Annotated in this window: 17 protein-coding genes; 13 read left to right on the top strand and 4 right to left on the bottom strand. The window is 35.9% G+C overall.

The genetic code is table 11. From position 1 onward, the window contains the following. Positions 1-17 precede the first annotated feature (17 nt). The gene (gene metK, locus CCAL9328_RS05400; RefSeq protein ID WP_169971452.1) at positions 18-1220 is read right to left on the bottom strand and encodes a methionine adenosyltransferase; all 1203 of its coding nucleotides are present in this window, start codon (positions 1218-1220) and stop codon (positions 18-20) included. 140 nt (positions 1221-1360) lie between these two features. Here metK and sstT point away from each other — a divergent pair, with 140 nt between their 5' ends. The 13 genes from sstT to CCAL9328_RS05335 all read left to right on the top strand — a co-directional run bounded on the left by sstT (position 1361) and on the right by CCAL9328_RS05335 (position 13143). After that, on the top strand, positions 1361-2617 hold the full coding sequence (gene sstT, locus CCAL9328_RS05395; RefSeq protein ID WP_169971450.1) for a serine/threonine transporter SstT: 1257 nt from the start codon (positions 1361-1363) through the stop codon (positions 2615-2617). A 101-nt stretch (positions 2618-2718) separates the two neighbouring features. Further along, positions 2719-4437, top strand: a complete 1719-nt coding sequence (locus CCAL9328_RS05390) for a M3 family oligoendopeptidase (protein ID WP_170000197.1) — start codon at positions 2719-2721, stop codon at positions 4435-4437. 1 nt (position 4438) lies between these two features. Continuing rightward, the gene (locus CCAL9328_RS05385) at positions 4439-4879 is read left to right on the top strand and encodes a hypothetical protein (protein ID WP_170000196.1); all 441 of its coding nucleotides are present in this window, start codon (positions 4439-4441) and stop codon (positions 4877-4879) included. A gap of 206 nt (positions 4880-5085) precedes the next feature. Continuing rightward, positions 5086-7155: an ATP-dependent helicase gene (locus CCAL9328_RS05380; RefSeq protein ID WP_169971444.1), complete on the top strand. Its 2070-nt coding sequence runs from the start codon at positions 5086-5088 to the stop codon at positions 7153-7155. Beyond that, a complete protein-coding gene (truB, locus tag CCAL9328_RS05375) occupies positions 7152-7973 on the top strand; it encodes a tRNA pseudouridine(55) synthase TruB (RefSeq protein WP_170000195.1) in 822 nt (273 codons plus the stop codon). Before CCAL9328_RS05380 ends, truB begins: the two co-directional genes overlap by 4 nt. Further along, positions 7967-8197, top strand: a complete 231-nt coding sequence (csrA, locus tag CCAL9328_RS05370) for a carbon storage regulator CsrA (protein ID WP_169937351.1) — start codon at positions 7967-7969, stop codon at positions 8195-8197. Before truB ends, csrA begins: the two co-directional genes overlap by 7 nt. Continuing rightward, positions 8194-8949 carry a 4-(cytidine 5'-diphospho)-2-C-methyl-D-erythritol kinase gene (locus tag CCAL9328_RS05365; RefSeq protein ID WP_169971440.1) on the top strand — a complete coding sequence of 252 codons (756 nt, stop codon included), beginning with the start codon at positions 8194-8196 and terminating at the stop codon, positions 8947-8949. The genes csrA and CCAL9328_RS05365 overlap by 4 nt, the downstream gene beginning before the upstream one ends. Further along, positions 8946-9401, top strand: a complete 456-nt coding sequence (gene smpB, locus CCAL9328_RS05360; protein ID WP_170000194.1) for an SsrA-binding protein SmpB — start codon at positions 8946-8948, stop codon at positions 9399-9401. The genes CCAL9328_RS05365 and smpB overlap by 4 nt, the downstream gene beginning before the upstream one ends. Positions 9402-9410: 9 nt before the next feature. Beyond that, entirely contained in the window at positions 9411-10013 is a 603-nt protein-coding gene (locus CCAL9328_RS05355; RefSeq protein ID WP_170000193.1) for a thioredoxin domain-containing protein, read from the top strand. Positions 10014-10066: 53 nt separating this feature from the next. Then, the gene (gene flgB / locus CCAL9328_RS05350) at positions 10067-10501 is read left to right on the top strand and encodes a flagellar basal body rod protein FlgB (protein WP_170000192.1); all 435 of its coding nucleotides are present in this window, start codon (positions 10067-10069) and stop codon (positions 10499-10501) included. Between the two features lie 9 nt (positions 10502-10510). After that, positions 10511-11014, top strand: a complete 504-nt coding sequence (gene flgC / locus CCAL9328_RS05345) for a flagellar basal body rod protein FlgC (protein ID WP_170000191.1) — start codon at positions 10511-10513, stop codon at positions 11012-11014. Continuing rightward, the gene (fliE, locus tag CCAL9328_RS05340; RefSeq protein ID WP_170000190.1) at positions 11011-11304 is read left to right on the top strand and encodes a flagellar hook-basal body complex protein FliE; all 294 of its coding nucleotides are present in this window, start codon (positions 11011-11013) and stop codon (positions 11302-11304) included. The genes flgC and fliE overlap by 4 nt, the downstream gene beginning before the upstream one ends. Positions 11305-11310: 6 nt before the next feature. After that, the gene (locus CCAL9328_RS05335) at positions 11311-13143 is read left to right on the top strand and encodes a peptidoglycan D,D-transpeptidase FtsI family protein (RefSeq protein ID WP_170000189.1); all 1833 of its coding nucleotides are present in this window, start codon (positions 11311-11313) and stop codon (positions 13141-13143) included. Positions 13144-13145: 2 nt separating this feature from the next. On the opposite strand, the gene CCAL9328_RS05330 is transcribed toward CCAL9328_RS05335, so the two are convergent. The 3 genes from CCAL9328_RS05330 to CCAL9328_RS05320 are packed head-to-tail and all read right to left on the bottom strand — an operon-like array spanning position 13146 to position 15448. Next, the gene (locus CCAL9328_RS05330) at positions 13146-13610 is read right to left on the bottom strand and encodes a response regulator (protein WP_170000188.1); all 465 of its coding nucleotides are present in this window, start codon (positions 13608-13610) and stop codon (positions 13146-13148) included. A gap of 39 nt (positions 13611-13649) precedes the next feature. Further along, positions 13650-14579: a ferrochelatase gene (hemH, locus tag CCAL9328_RS05325; RefSeq protein ID WP_170000187.1), complete on the bottom strand. Its 930-nt coding sequence runs from the start codon at positions 14577-14579 to the stop codon at positions 13650-13652. After that, positions 14576-15448, bottom strand: coding sequence for a Gfo/Idh/MocA family oxidoreductase (locus CCAL9328_RS05320; protein WP_169937332.1), 873 nt, complete (start codon positions 15446-15448; stop codon positions 14576-14578). The genes hemH and CCAL9328_RS05320 overlap by 4 nt, the downstream gene beginning before the upstream one ends. Positions 15449-15675: the final 227 nt, after the last annotated feature.

Here is a 15675-nt window from a genome sequence, read left to right as displayed (position 1 = left end):
GCTCTCATAAAAATTTATTAAGCTATCAAGCCTTTAAATAGATTAACGCTGTCAAGTTTTTCCCATGGATATTTTGCATCGCCAACTTGACCTTTTGCAGCAACTTTTGCATATAAAAATGTATCTTTGCCGGGCTTATCAAGTCCAAATTTATTGGTTATCCATTTTGGAGTTAGAGGGAAATTTTGCATAACAAAATTTGAAAGCATATCATCATTTATGCCCTCCACTTGCGTTCCCATCGTATCAACACTAACAGAAGTTGGTTTTGCAACACCTATAGCATAGCTAATTTGAACTATGCACTTTTTAGCAAGTCCTGCCGCAACGATATTTTTAGCTATATATCTAGCCGCATAAAGACCGCTTCTATCAACCTTAGTGTAGTCTTTTGAACTTTGCGCACCACCGCCTATCGGGGCATATCCGCCAAAACTATCTACGATAAGCTTACGTCCTGTTAAACCACTATCGTGAAGCGAGCTGTGATTTACATATCTACCGGTTGGGTTTATGTAGATGATAGTTTTTTCTTTATTATATAGCTCTTTTGGAAGTCCGGTATCATCGATAAGTTCTTGAACCAAATTTCTAAGCTCTTTTATACCCATTTCTTCTACGCAAGGTGCTGAAACGACTATAGTATGGATACTTTGAGGCTTGCAATTTTCAAAATTATCCTTTGTGCCGTAATCAATAGTAACTTGTGTTTTTATATCAACCCCTAATTTATCAGGATTTGCTTTTGCAAATTTATAGACTTTATTGCACAGCATACGAGCATAAGTTATAGCTGCAGGCATGTATTCTTTCGCCTCACAACTTGCAAAACCAAACATAATACCTTGATCGCCGGCGCCTATCTCTCCGCTTTCTTGATCAACTCCTTGGTTGATGTCAGGACTTTGTTGGTTTAAATAAACCTTAACCTCAATATCATCAGGATGCAAACATTGCTCTTTTGTAAAATTTGACTTACCGTTATATCCGATATGAGCCAAAGCATCCTTTACGATGCGCTCATAGTCGCGATATGAAAGGCTTACTTTTGAGTTTATTTCTCCTCCGATAACGATATTTTTACCTGCAACAAAAACCTCGCTTGCAACGCGACCGTTTGGATCTTCTGTTAAAATTTTATCAACGATACTATCAGCAATTATATCGGCGCATTTGTCAGGATGTCCCGGACTTACGACTTCAGACGTAAAAAGATACATACATTTTCCTTTATCCTTAAATAATTAGGCGTAATTGTAGCATTTCATCTTAAAATTTATATTAATCAAATATTAAATTTTATTTCTTTCAGCCTTTTTTGGATATACTTAAGTTTTATCTTAAATTTAAAGGTGGTGAAATGAGCGCTTTTTCAAAACTTGCCAGACGCTATGCCGACGGCAACTTGATCGTTCAAATTTTAATAGGCATTATTCTTGGTGCCATCGTAGGTTTTTGGGGACACTCACAACTTGGCGCAGGTGGCGAGTCTGCCAATTTTGCAAATAGTATTTTAAACACTATTTCTATACTTGGCAACCTTTTCGTCGGCGCACTTAAGGCCGTAGCTCCGATACTTGTTTTTGTTCTAGTTGCAACATCGATAATAACAAAAGAGTTTGGCGAAACAAAAGGCATGGGTAAGATCGTATTTTTATATCTTTTAGCTACATTTTTAGCAGCCGTTGTAGCAGTTTGTGCAAGCTTTATGTTCCCTGTTGAACTTGTCTTAAAAGGTGTTGAAACGGCACAGCTAAGCGCCCCTCAAAACGTTATAGATGTATTAAAAGACCTTATATTTAAAATCGTACAAAACCCCGTAGTTGCAATAAGCACCGGTAACTATATAGGCATAATCGCCTGGGCTGTAGGTGCCGGTATTGCGCTTAGAAGTTGCTCAAAAGAGACTAAAAATGTATTTAAAGATGTTAGCGAAGGTATCACAAAGATCGTTAAATTTGTAATCCGTCTTGCTCCGTTTGGTATTTTTGGTCTTGTTGCGATTAGCATTCATGAGACAGGGTTTGACGCTCTTGCTGGATACCTAAAACTTATCTTAGTTTTAGTTGGTTCTATGCTGTTTGTGGCCTTTGGAGTAAATCCTCTAATCGCATTTATAATAACAAAGAAAAATCCATACCCTCTTATAATGACAACAATTAAAGAGAGTGCCGTAACTGCGTTTTTCACTCGTTCATCTGCAGCAAATATCCCTGTAAACATGGCTCTTTGTAAAAAACTCGGTCTAAAGGAAGAGCTTTACTCTATCTCTATACCTCTTGGTGCTACCATCAACATGGCTGGCGCGGCGGTCACTATAAGCGTTTTAGCACTTGCGGCAGTAAATTCTCTTGATCATATTACCGTTGATTTTGCAGATGCACTTTTACTTAGTTTTATATCAGCTATCGGAGCATGCGGAGCTTCCGGAGTTGCCGGTGGTTCATTACTACTTGTGCCTCTTGCTTGTGCACTATTTGGAATTTCAGACGATATCGCTATGCAAGTCGTTGCGGTAGGATTTATAATCGGCGTTATCCAGGACTCTGTCGAAACTGCATTAAACAGCTCGTCTGACGTTGTATTTACGGCGATTGCTTCAGAAACTATCAAATAATAAATTTGGCGTCACAAGGCGCCAAATTTACATTAACCTTTAAAACTTGCTTATATCTCATTTTTTCTGTAAAATATTCAAAAAATATTTGAAGGTAATAAATGAGCAAATGGGATCTAACTCCACTTTTTAAAAATACACAAGAACTTGAAAATTTTACATCAAAAACTAAGCTTAACTGCGAAAAATTTAAAGCTAAATTTGAAAAGAAGCTAGCTTTATTAAACGAGCAAGATTTTAAAAACAGCATAGAAAATTACGAAAGTCTACTCTCTGACATCTCAAAAATAATGACTTATGCCCTTTTAGTCTTTGCAAAAGACACAAAACAAGGTGCATTTTATGCTAAATTTGATGAAGAGTGCACAAAAGCGCAACAAAATTTGCTATTTTTCGAGATAGAATTTAATGAGCTTGATGAAAAAATTCAAGACAATTTTATACACTCATCACCAAAATACGCCTACTATCTATCAAATTTACAAAAACAAAAAGCACATCAACTAAGCTTAAAAGAAGAAGAGGTTCTGCTTCGCACTTCAAACACAGGAGCACAAGCCTTTGCAAGACTTTTTGACGAAAGTATGAGTGCAATGAAATTTAAATTTAAAGATAACCTGTTAAGCGAAGAGGAAATTTTAAGCAAACTTCACAGCGCAAATAGAGATGAGCGCAAAATGGCTGCAAAATCACTCTCAAAAGAGCTTAGTAGACATCAACATCTTTTGACATATATCTACAATATGATAAAAACAGATCTTGCAACATCTTGCGAGCTACGAGGCTTTGATAAGCCAGAAGCGCCACGCCATCTTGATAATCAGATCACAAAACAAAGCGTAGATGCACTTATTAAAGCAAGTGAGGATAGCTTTGGTCTCGTGCACGAATACTACCGAAAAAAACGTGAAATTCTAGGTTTTAAAAAGCTTTATGACTACGATAGATACGCGCCGTTAAAAAGTGGCGACGAAATTTATAGCTTTAAAACAAGCAAGGAGATAGTTTTAAAGGCTTTTAATAAATTTAGTCCAGAATTTGGCAAGATCGCCAAAATGGCGTTTAAGGACGGCTGGATAGATGCTTATCCAAGCGACGGCAAAAGAGGAGGGGCATTTTCGCACTCTGGCTCAAGTGACGCCCATCCATACGTTTTGCTTAACCACACAGACCAAAGGCGCGACTTATTTACTTTAGCTCATGAGCTTGGGCATGCCATACATCAAAAGCTAAGTTATAGCGTAGGCTATTTAAATTCCGACACTCCGCTTACTACAGCAGAAACTGCTTCGGTATTTTGCGAGATGTTGGTTTTTGACTATGTTAAAAATACACTTGCACCAAAAGAACGTCAAGCACTTATCGCAAGCAAGCTTGAAGATATCTTTGCAACACTTTATCGCCAGATAAATTTTACTACATTTGAAAGACGCATTCATGCGCACAAAGGCGAGATAAGTAGTGACGAGTTAAATAAAATTTGGCTTGAAGAGAGTGCGAAAATGTTTGGAGATAGCGTTATTTTAAATGATTATTATAAAATTTGGTGGAGCTACATCCCACATTTTATCCACACTCCATTTTACTGCTATGCCTACTCTTATGCACAACTTTTAGTTCTTGCTTTATTTGGACTTTACAAGAGTGGCAAGTGTGAAAATTTCGTTGAAATTTATACTAAGTTTTTAAGCTTTGGTGGCTCAAAAAGTCCAAAAGAGCTTGTTTTAATGTTTGGTTTTGATATAGACAGTGATGATTTTTGGCAAATAGGTCTAAAAGAGATTAAAGAGCTTTTGAAAGAATTTAAGGAGGTAAATTAACATGTTAGAAAGCCTTTTAGATAACGAAGAATTCTCTCTTTTGATGAAAATGCACGTTTACGAGTGTATAGACTTTCTACTGCAAAACAACGTAAATTTCTCCATTATGGCAAATCTCCCGCTTGTAAATTTTAATCCACCGCTTCCACCTGAAGTGAGTATAAATTTTAACATGCCGGTTATCATGTTTAGCCTTGGCGGATACACGTTTGAAAGTGCTATTTTATCACAGGAAGAGCTTAGTTTTGAAGCTGGATTTGGCACACAAAATTTCGCTTCTTTAGTGACTTTGCCACTTGGAGCGATAGTGCAAATTTTAGTAGAAAACAGTCCTGTTTTGATAAATTTTTCCATACATAAAGCAAGGCAAGATCAGACCAAAAAGTCTATGTCGATCTTTATGTCTAATCCAAACAATAGGGATTTATTCGGGTCAAAATAAATTTTTACAACAAATAAAACAGTAAACTTTATCCATGAGCCGATGCTAATTTTAATTTATGTCGGTTTAGCCCTTAAGTAAAAGTATAAATTTTATTAAAAATTTTCAAGTTCAAAATCTACAAAAACAACTACTTTTATCTATAATCAAGCTTTCAACAATTTTTAGATAAAATCTATGTTTAAATTTAATTTATAAAGTAAAATATGCAAAATTTATTAAACCAATTAAACGATTCACAACAAGAGGCTGCAAGACATATTGATGGAGCCATGCTTATCCTTGCTGGTGCTGGTAGCGGTAAAACAAAAACCATCACAACTCGCCTAGCCTATCTAATAGGCGAAGTTGGCATAGATCCGGCCAACACACTAACACTTACTTTTACAAACAAAGCTGCAAACGAAATGCGAAGTCGCGCACTTGCTATGCTTAGCGATGTAAATACAAATTTCACTCCCCTACTTTGCACATTTCACAAATTCGGTCTTTTGTTTTTAAAATTCTACATCTCAAAACTTGGACGCAAAAACAACTTTATCATCATCGACACCGATGACAAAAAGCGTATCATAAAAAGTTTTGAAAGCCAGATCGCAACCTCTATCCTCGCAAATGAAATTTCAAACTACAAAAACTCTCTTTTCAGTGTAGAAGATGTTTATAAAAACGCAAATTTTTTAAACAATGAAAACGGGAAAGACGGCTTTTATCAAAAGGTGGCCGTTATCTACGAACGCTACGAAGAGTATTTAAAAACAAATAACTTGGTTGACTTTGACGATCTACTCATGCTGACATATAAAATTTTAGACGAAAACGAGGACTTAGCTCGTGAAATTTCAAACAGATATAAATACATAATGGTCGATGAGTATCAAGATACAAACGACTTGCAATACAAACTTCTAAGAAAGCTTTGCGCAACACATGAAAATATCTGCGTCGTCGGCGATGATGATCAAAGCATATACGGCTGGCGCGGTGCAAAGGTCGAAAATATCCTAAATTTCAAAGACCAGTTTAAAGATGTAAAGATCATAAGACTAGAGCAAAACTATCGCTCAACTACGCCGATATTAAAAGCCGCAAACGAGCTTATCGACCACAACCGCAACAGGCTTGGTAAAAATTTAATCAGCGTCAGCGGGGACGGTGAAGAGATAAAACTCATGGAAAGCTTTGATGAAAACATAGAGTCAAACAAGATAGCAAAACAGATAAAAGAGCTACTTCTAAGCGGAGTTGCGGCAAAAGACATAGCCATACTTTACCGTATAAACGCCCTTTCTCGCTCACTTGAAGATGGCTTAAATAAAGAAAAAATTCCATATAAAATGGTCGGAGGTATTAAATTTTACGAACGTGCCGAGATCAAAGATATCATAAGTTATTTAAGACTTGTGATCAATCAAAATGATGACTTTTCGATAAAACGTATCATCAACCGTCCGAAACGAGGACTTGGTAAGATAAGTCTTGAAAAACTCGAGAAAATCGCATTTGACAATAAAATTTCACTCTTTGAAGCAATTCTTGCCATAGATGAAAAAGACGAAGTTTTTAGCAAAAAAATCAAATCCGCGCTAATGGAATTTACTCAAAACTTAAAAGAACTACAAGGCTTTGAGTCACTTTATGAACTTATTGATAATATAGAAACAAAATTTGGTATTAAAAAATACTACGAAAGCTTGCCTGACGGAAGTGAACGTGCAGCAAATATCGACGAATTTTACGCGATGTTAAAGGATCAAATCAAGCAAAATCCAAGCTTTGATCTTGATGAGTTTTTAAACGAACTAACCATAACTAGCGAGCAGGATAATATAAGCAGCGAAGCTATCTCGATAATGAGCGTGCATGCTAGTAAAGGTCTTGAGTTTGAACACCTTTTTGTTATAGGATTTGAGGAGGGATTTTTCCCGCTCATCGGAGATGGTAGCGACATAGAAGAAGAGCGCCGCTTGGCATACGTAGCCATAACTAGAGCCAAAAGAAATTTAACGCTAAGCTTTGCAAATTCACGCTTTTACAAAGGTCAGCGAACAAGACTTAACAAAAGTAGATTTCTAAGCGAAAGTGGGCTTGTACAAGGCTCTCTTGTTATAGAACAAAGCAACGAATACAAAAAAGGTGATCTTGTCAAACATAAAATTTTTGGTATCGGTCGCGTAACAGAAGTTAGCAAAGTCAAGAAAGAGCTTAAGCTTACGATAAATTTTGCCGGCAATGTCAAAGAGATCATGTCAAGCTTTGTTGAGCATGCCGTATGAACGCAATATTTGTCGCCGATAAACCAACCGGACTAAGCTCGAATCAATTTCTTAGCCGCTTAAAACGAAAATACAAGGTTAAAAAGGCTGGCTACTCCGGCACGCTTGATCCATTTGCAAGTGGCGCTTTAATCGTTGCATTTGGCTCGTATACGCGTTTGTTCAGGTTTTTAAATAAGTCTCCAAAAGTATATGAAGCAACAATGTGGATAGGGGCAAGTAGCAAAAGTCTGGATAATCAAAACATAACGCAGGTGCAAAAAATTTTACCTTTTGCGCCAAGCTCGCTTGAGATAGTGCGTCAAGATTTATTAGAAGAGGTTGAATTTATCCCCCCAAAATATAGCGCTAAAAACATAAACGGCGAGCGCGCGTATAATCTTGCAAAAAAAGGTATAGAATTCGAGCTAAAAAAACAGACGATGCAGGTTTTTAGCTGTGAAATTTTACACTACATGCATCCGTTTTTGACATTTAGAATTTCACTTAGCGAAGGTGGATATGTGCGCTCTTACGCGGAGCTTTTTGCAAAAAAACTAGGCTTTGATGCAACATTAACTGCGCTTAGACGGATTAGCGAAGGTAAATTTAAATTTGAAAACGAAAAATTTCTAAATCCAACTGAAATTTTAGACATAAAAGACAACGAATATCTAGGCGACATAAGCGACCTGTTTGACGGCAAAGAGCTTAATGTAGGCAAGCTAAAATTTAAAGAAAATGGGATATATTTACTAAATTATGATAAATTTTTTAGCATTATCGAAGTGCAAAACGATATGGTTAATTATTGTTTAAACAAGGTTGAAAAATGTTAATACTTTCAAGAAAAGAAAATGAAGAAATTTTGCTTGGCAACGACATTAAAATAACAGTTGTTAGCATCTCAAAAAGTGGTGTTAAAATCGGCATAGAAGCCCCAAAAAACATGATGATACTAAGAAGCGAGCTTTCAAATGAGATCAAAGCCAAAAATACAGAAGCAAGCAAACATGCAAGCGATGAAAATTTAACGGAACTATCAAAGAAAATCGAGAAATGAAAAGCTACGCAAAAATCAATATCTTCTTAAAGATCGTCGGTACTCGCGGCAATTATCATGAAATTTTATCGAGATTTGCGAGATTTGAAGATATTTTTGATGAGATAGAATTTCAAAAAGCGGATAAATTTGAGCTTACTAGCAATGTTGACATTAAAGACAACATTATTTTAAAGGCCAAAACCGAGCTTGAAAATGCGGGCTTTAAAGATGTGATCAATGAGTTTTTTACTGCCCATAAAATCGTTCTTAATAAAAATATCCCAACAGGCGCCGGTCTTGGTGGGGGAAGTTCAAATGCGGCGACATTCTTACTCATGACAAACGAGCAGTTAAATTTAAAAATCCCAATGAACAAACTAGCACAAATCGGCGCAAAGATCGGCTCTGATGTGCCGTTTTTTATCTATGGATACAAAAGTGCAAATGTTAGCGGGGTTGGCGAGATAGTTAAAGAATTTGACGATGATGTGCCTCAAACTAGGCTTATAACGCCTAATGTATTTTGCTCCACGCCTCAGGTTTATAAAAAATTTAGAAGTGATTTTATGCAAAATATCAATGTGAAACAGGCGAATGATTTTTTAAATTTGAGCTCATCAAAGCTTTTGCAAAATTTTAAAAACTACGAGCTAAACGATCTTTATGCGCCTTGTCTTGAACTTTATCCGCAGCTTAAAGAGCATGAGGATCAATTTTTAAGTGGAAGTGGAAGCTCGTTTTTTATGCTTAAATCACAGGATAGCAAATGATAAAAGACTTAGCAAAAAATAAAAAAGCGCTACATGATTTTAACATTTTAGAAACATTTGAAGCCGGTATAGTTTTACGTGGCAGTGAAGTAAAATCGCTTCGCGCAGGACGAGTAAATTTAAAAGATAGTTTCGTACGTATCATAAAAGGCGAGATGTTTTTGCTAAACGCTCACATCGGACATTTAGAAACAACACACGCAAGCTTTAGGCCAGATGAACGCGCTCCAAGAAAGCTTTTAATGCACAAAAAACAGATCGATAAACTATTTGGTAGCGTAACAAGAGATGGGCTAACTATGGTTGCGCTCTCGCTTTATCTAAACGATAAAAATATCGTTAAAGTTCGTGTAGCACTTGCAAAAGGTAAAAATTTACACGACAAACGTGAAACTTTAAAAAAACGTGAAGCCGATCTTGAAGCTCGTGCCGCGATGAAAAAATCTATTTAAAGGTAAAAAATGAAAAAAATTCTAACTGTTTTACTCTCAACGTTTTTATTCTTAGGTTGCAGTAGCGAAGAAAAAGAGACGAGTGTTTTAAATTTTAAAGAATACGCAAAAGGCGAAGAGATAAAATTAACAAGCGTTTCCGGCAAAGAACTAACCCTTGTAAGAACGCAAAATGGATTTAACATAAAAGGCGATGAAAACAAGATCATAATGTTTGATATATTTGGCACATTTTGTCCTCCTTGTCAAAAAGAAGCTCCAAATTTAATGGAATACCAACTAAAAAATGTTGAAAATTTTATACTTATCGGACTTACTTACTTTGAAAACGTAACAGACGAATATGTCCAAAAAGAATTTATAGAAAAATACAATGGATACTACTTTATCGCAAACAACCAAAAGATAAATGAGCGTTTGGTAGAGCACATCACTCGCGATATAGATTATAAACGCGAGATAAGCTTGCCGTTTAAGGTAGTAACAAAAGATGGTGCATATCAGCTTTTAACAGATGTAGATAGTGGAAATTTTGGAGTTAAATATTATCTTGGCGGTATAAAAATAGACAAAATGAAAAGTGACATCGAAAGAATTCAAAGCGCAAAATAGCCTACTTTGGAACAAATTTTGCTTGCAATAATAAAAATTTAGAAAGGAACAAAATGTTTGTACTTCAACATTCAAAGTCATCTGACCTAGTAGCCGAAGCTATGAGCGCAAGAGAGATGCGTCAAAGATTAATATCCGGCAATATAGCAAACATTGACACTCCTTTTTATAAAGCACGGGATATAAATTTCGAAACAACACTTAGACAAAAAGCGGATGAAATTTATAACAGATCAAACTCAACCAAGCTAAATCTAGCTCAAACCGACGACGCACATATACCTATGGTGGATTTTCCAAGAAACGATAGGGCACAAGTGTTTTTGCGCGACGGTCATATGGCTAGAAATGACGCAAATACGGTTGATCTTGATATAGAAACAACCGAGCTAAGCAAGAACTCCACTATGCTAAGCGCACTTGATAACGCCTATAGACGCCACGGATCGATCTTTAGAAACGTTATAGAGTCTAGCGGTAAACTATAAGGATAAATGATGTCTTACTTAAATGATTTTGATATAAGCGGATATGGACTTAGCGCGCAACGCTTTAGAATGAACGTTATAAGTTCAAACATAGCAAATGCTCAAACTACACGCACCGCAGAAGGCGGACCATATAGAAGACAAGAAGTTATTTTTAAAGCGATTGATTTTAATAAAATTTTAAACGAACAAATAAGAGATAACGACTCTTTGCTTGAGTATGAAAACCCTCTTGATGATCCAGCGTCTCCCAAAAATGCACATCCGTCGCTTATGAGCGTGGTTGTTGATAAAGTTGTTCGCGACGATAAGGACTTTATGTTAAAATACGATCCAAACCATCCTGATGCAAACGTAAATGGATATGTAGCTTTCCCTAATATCAATCCGGTTATAGAGATGAGTGATCTTTTGGAAGCCACAAGGGCGTATCAGGCAAACGTAGCTGCTTTTCAAAGCGCTAAAACTATCGCACAAAGCGCGATACAACTAATTTCAGGACAATCATCATGATAAATAATATAAACGGCATAAACGAAGCATCTTTAGCTCAAAACAATAAAAAAGTAAGCCAAACAAATCAAAATGAATTTGAAAACATATTAAACAACTCGCTAAAAGAGCTAAACGAAGTTCAAGTAAATGCCGACAAAGCCGTTGCAGACCTTGCCACAGGCGAAGTAAAAGACCTACACCAAGCAGCTATCGCGATAGGCAAAGCAGATATGAGTATGAAATTAATGCTTGAAATTCGCAACAAAGCAATCAGCGCATATAAAGAAATTTCAAGAACACAAATTTAATTTTTTATGAATTCCAAAAAGTCAAAAATAACTATACTTTTTTTATTTATCACATTAGGAATTCTTCTTTTTGTCGCGGTTATATTTTATAGAGCAACGATAGAGAGAAAACTTCCAAGACTTCAATCAAGCGAGATAAATACCGCACTGCGTGGAAGCATAATCACAAAAGACGGCTTCAGTGTTGCTTCAAGCCAAAAACTATACAAAGTCATGCTTGATACAAGAAACATCGATCCAGACAAAAAAGAGATGTTCATAAAACTTTATTCGCTTTACAGCGGAGAAGATCCAAACGCCGTAAGAAAGATCATAAACGGCACAAACGGGCAAGTTACTCTTTCTTACAAGATAGACGCAAAAGGGGCAGCATACTTAAAAGAATTGGCCAGAAAATTAAACAGGAAAAAAATTCTTATCTCCTATCAAGACAAAAACGGCAACGTTTCATTTCAAGGTATGAGCATAGTCGAAAGTGGCGAAAACCGCAGATACATGGCCGCTCATGCCATAGCACCGGCTCTTGGGTATACTAAAAAAACGGAAAAAGACAACATGACAAAGACAGTCGGTGTAAAGGGAGTAGAAAGATACTACGAAGACTACCTGGCTCCGATACAAGATGCTAAAATTCTTGGACCGCGAGACGTAGGAAGCAACATCATCTTAACAAGTGATTCAAATTTAGCTAACAGGATCGACGGATACAACGCCATATTGTCCATACCTTTAAAATTTCAAACAAAGCTTGAGCAAATCCTCGATGAAAGACGAAGCTTTTTAGACGCAAAAGAAATTGTTATCTGTATAATGAACAGCAAAACAGGTGAAATTTTATCTCTTGCCTCAAGCTCAAGATATGATCCCTCAAATATAAAACGCACCGACTATCCTGCCCTAAACTCAACCGCAACCGAATACGCATACGAAGTAGGTTCTGTTTTTAAACCGTTTATATTTGCATTATTACTTCAAGAAAATAAGATAAATCCGCTTGAAAACATAAACACTCACAATGGTCGCTATCAACTTGGAAAGCGTATCATAAGGGATACTCACCCAGAGCCTTTTATGAGCGCGGAAGACATTATAGTATATAGCTCAAACATCGGCATGATCGAGATAGTAAACCGCTTAAGCGGTACAGAAATTTATCAAGGTCTTTTAAATTTTGGCTTTTCTAGAAAAACCGGCATAGACATGCCTTACGAGCAAGTCGGTATGCTACCAAACACAACAAGACTAAACTCTCAAACATATAAAGCAACCGTTAGCTACGGATACGGACTTCAATCAACCTTTATGCAACTACTTAAGGCATACAACGTCTTTAACAACAAAGGAGTTGAAGTAACCCCTCATTTGGTTGAGTTTTTAGAAAAAAATGGCAAACATTTTACACTGCCAAAAGATGAACCAAAGCAAATCATCAGCCAAGAAGCTGCAAAAATAATGAAAAGAATTTTAATAAAAACCGTAGATAAGGGAACTGGCATAAAAGCCCAAACTCCAGGACTTGAGGTGGGTGGAAAAACAGGCACCGCGCACATTGCCGTAGGAAAAGGCGGATATAGTAATACCTACAACGGTTCGTTTTTCGGTTTTGCAAACGACTCTAAAGGCAACAGCTACACCATAGGCGTTCTAGCCAGAAATCCACAAAAACCATACTATTATTTTGGTGCACAAAGCGCGTTACCCGTATTTAAAAAGGCGATTGATTTGATGGTTGAAGAGGGCTACTTAGTGCCGGATGAAGCCATAATCGCACAAATAAATGCTAAAAAAGAGCAAGATAAAGATAAGAAAAAGACACAAGAGCGTAGGATTTTAGACTAGCCCTACGCCAAAGAAAGTTCTGCAAGAACGGAATTTAAATTTACAACAGAAGATTTAGTTCCTGCAAGTTGTTGCTGTTTTTCAAGTATACTCTGACTCGCAAGGGAGTTTTGTATTTGCTTGCGATACTCGCTTAGCATTTCCTCAAGTATCTTTAAAAGCTCACTGCGCTGATCATTGCTTTTATTTGGATCGTTTATGCCAAGCGTTTCTATTAACTCATTTCTTTTTTGAGCTATTTTTTGCTCGATTTTATCTTCATTTAGTTGTGTTATATATCCATATGCGCCAAGCTCGCTAAGGCGTTGCTTAAAGTCTTCTACTTCTTGCGAGAGATCGTTTTTACTTGTCTTGTTTTCAAGGGCTGAGTTTAAAATTTCATCAAATTTCAAACTCTTGTTTTTTTCATTTTTACCAGCTTCAAGTTGCGATAGAAAATCAACCAAAGAGTTGTTTTGAACTTTCATTTTTTACCTTTCTAAAAAGATAAATTTTACAAGCAAAAACTATTCCTTTATATTGTTTACTATAAACTCCGCAAAAGCGTCAGAGGCATTTGGACACTCGCACACCTCATAAAACTCAAAACCAAGCTCTTTTGCGATATGTCTATACTCAACATCAAGCTCAAAAATCGTCTCTGAATTATCCACGCAAAAAGACAGTGGATAGATCAAAGCTTTTTTATTTTTAAGCAAAGAAAGAACATCATTCAAAGACGGCTCAAGCCACTTAACAGGACCTAGACGAGACTGATATGCAAGCTTGACATCTTTAAAATTTAACCCATCTTTTTCTAATAAATTTGTTAAAATTTCAACATGATCTCTCACATGTGCTTCGTATCTATCGCCGTTGTTAATAATTTTTTGAGGTAAGGAGTGAGCTGAAAATATCATTGAAATTTCACCCATATCCATGCTTAATATTTTATCTTTTATGCTTTTTATGATTATTTGATTATACTCTTTACTTTCGTAAAAATACCTCACTTCTTGCACTTTTGCCTTTAAGCCAAGCTCATTATAAGCTTTATAAAAGTCGTTTAAACTTGAAGTTACGGTCGTGATAGAGTGATGAGGATAAAGAGGAAAAACAACTATCTCGTCTACGTTTTCATGTCTGCTTAAAACCTCTTTACAAAATGGTGGCGTATAGTTCATAGCATAGTCAAATACAAATTTATTGTTTTGATTTAGCTTGTCACAAAGCCTTTGAGTTATCTCACAAATAGGTGACTTTCCGCCTATTTGCTTATAATTTTCTTGAGCTGATTTGAGCCTCATTTTTGTTATCATAAAAGCCAAAAATTTACGCAAAAAAGGATTTTTAACCCCTAAAATACAAGGATCGTTAAACATATTTTTTAAGAAAATTTCAACTTCACAGCTCTTTCTTGGACCGCCCATGTTTAGAAGAAGTATCAGTTTTTTCATGCAAAAAGTTCTTTGATCTTGATTAGGTCATCAAGGTTTGAAAGCTCGCTGCTTTCACCACTCTGGCAAAGGTTGTAAAACTCGTCATACTGTGTTTTTATCTCGTTTTCGTCTTGATAAACCTTTAAATTTATCTGTCCGTATTCGTTTAATTGATGAAGTCTAACTCCGCTTAGATCCCCTATATAAACACCACTTTTAGCATTTACTTCCACCACAAAACGGTTTATACAGCTTGAGATAGAATTTGAAATGTTTATTAAAATTTGATTTTTAGTTTTAAGCTTCATGGCTACATTATCAGCAGACCTTGCGTTAGTTTTGTTTGCCTCGGAGTATGAAAATTCATAAATTTCACTATTGCTTAAAATTTTAGCAAGATCGATATCAAACATACAAAGCTCTCTAACGATATTTTTACCAGGCATTGATACACAGTGAGATATATTTATACTATAAATTTCCTCTTCTTTTGCAAGTGCGCGTTTTAGCGAGGTGATAACCGGATTAAACCTCAAGCTCATACCGCTACAGACATTTGCCTTGTTGGTGGTTGCGGCGTATTTTATCTCTTTTATCTCGCTTAAACTTTTAAATTTAGGCTCGGCGATTAGTATATTTTTACAGTATTTGGCGCATTTAAAAAAGCCAAAAACAAGCTCATCACTAGAAAGGCAAAGCACGATCGCTTGAGGTTTGGCCTCTTCTATGAAACTGTTAAAATCATCAAAAAATTTAGCCCTACAATGATCATCACGACAGCTAGCATCAAACACCCCGCAAACTTCAAATTTATCAGAACGCCTTAATATAGCATAGTGTTTTTTGGCAATACCAGAATACCCAACAATGCCGATTTTAAGCTTCATTATGCAGCCTTTCTTAAATTTTTATTCTAATTATATTTTTTATTCACTCAAACTTAGCTAAATTTTAAGATTTATTTTCATTATTATAAGTTTTTAAGCTTATATTTATAAATATCACTAAGCTTATGGCGCAAAAAATTTTATTTTACCAACTCTAAGACATTTTTTAGTAAATTTATAAATTTAAAAACGATTTTTAGATAAAATTAACGCTAAAAATTAAAATA

Source organism: Campylobacter sp. RM9328, assembly GCF_012978615.1.
The sequence above is the reverse complement of the archived record's forward strand: the minus strand, read 5'-3'. Positions and strand labels throughout refer to the sequence as shown.

What these genes read in the sequence shown, in the direction of transcription:
- metK (WP_169971452.1), bottom strand. Translation starts at nt 1,220, where the DNA reads ATGTATCTTTTTACGTCTGAAGTCGTAAGTCCGGGACATCCTGACAAA.
- sstT (WP_169971450.1), top strand. Translation starts at nt 1,361, where the DNA reads ATGAGCGCTTTTTCAAAACTTGCCAGACGCTATGCCGACGGCAACTTG.
- CCAL9328_RS05390 (WP_170000197.1), top strand. Translation starts at nt 2,719, where the DNA reads ATGAGCAAATGGGATCTAACTCCACTTTTTAAAAATACACAAGAACTT.
- CCAL9328_RS05385 (WP_170000196.1), top strand. Translation starts at nt 4,439, where the DNA reads ATGTTAGAAAGCCTTTTAGATAACGAAGAATTCTCTCTTTTGATGAAA.
- CCAL9328_RS05380 (WP_169971444.1), top strand. Translation starts at nt 5,086, where the DNA reads ATGCAAAATTTATTAAACCAATTAAACGATTCACAACAAGAGGCTGCA.
- truB (WP_170000195.1), top strand. Translation starts at nt 7,152, where the DNA reads ATGAACGCAATATTTGTCGCCGATAAACCAACCGGACTAAGCTCGAAT.
- csrA (WP_169937351.1), top strand. Translation starts at nt 7,967, where the DNA reads ATGTTAATACTTTCAAGAAAAGAAAATGAAGAAATTTTGCTTGGCAAC.
- CCAL9328_RS05365 (WP_169971440.1), top strand. Translation starts at nt 8,194, where the DNA reads ATGAAAAGCTACGCAAAAATCAATATCTTCTTAAAGATCGTCGGTACT.
- smpB (WP_170000194.1), top strand. Translation starts at nt 8,946, where the DNA reads ATGATAAAAGACTTAGCAAAAAATAAAAAAGCGCTACATGATTTTAAC.
- CCAL9328_RS05355 (WP_170000193.1), top strand. Translation starts at nt 9,411, where the DNA reads ATGAAAAAAATTCTAACTGTTTTACTCTCAACGTTTTTATTCTTAGGT.
- flgB (WP_170000192.1), top strand. Translation starts at nt 10,067, where the DNA reads ATGTTTGTACTTCAACATTCAAAGTCATCTGACCTAGTAGCCGAAGCT.
- flgC (WP_170000191.1), top strand. Translation starts at nt 10,511, where the DNA reads ATGTCTTACTTAAATGATTTTGATATAAGCGGATATGGACTTAGCGCG.
- fliE (WP_170000190.1), top strand. Translation starts at nt 11,011, where the DNA reads ATGATAAATAATATAAACGGCATAAACGAAGCATCTTTAGCTCAAAAC.
- CCAL9328_RS05335 (WP_170000189.1), top strand. Translation starts at nt 11,311, where the DNA reads ATGAATTCCAAAAAGTCAAAAATAACTATACTTTTTTTATTTATCACA.
- CCAL9328_RS05330 (WP_170000188.1), bottom strand. Translation starts at nt 13,610, where the DNA reads ATGAAAGTTCAAAACAACTCTTTGGTTGATTTTCTATCGCAACTTGAA.
- hemH (WP_170000187.1), bottom strand. Translation starts at nt 14,579, where the DNA reads ATGAAAAAACTGATACTTCTTCTAAACATGGGCGGTCCAAGAAAGAGC.
- CCAL9328_RS05320 (WP_169937332.1), bottom strand. Translation starts at nt 15,448, where the DNA reads ATGAAGCTTAAAATCGGCATTGTTGGGTATTCTGGTATTGCCAAAAAA.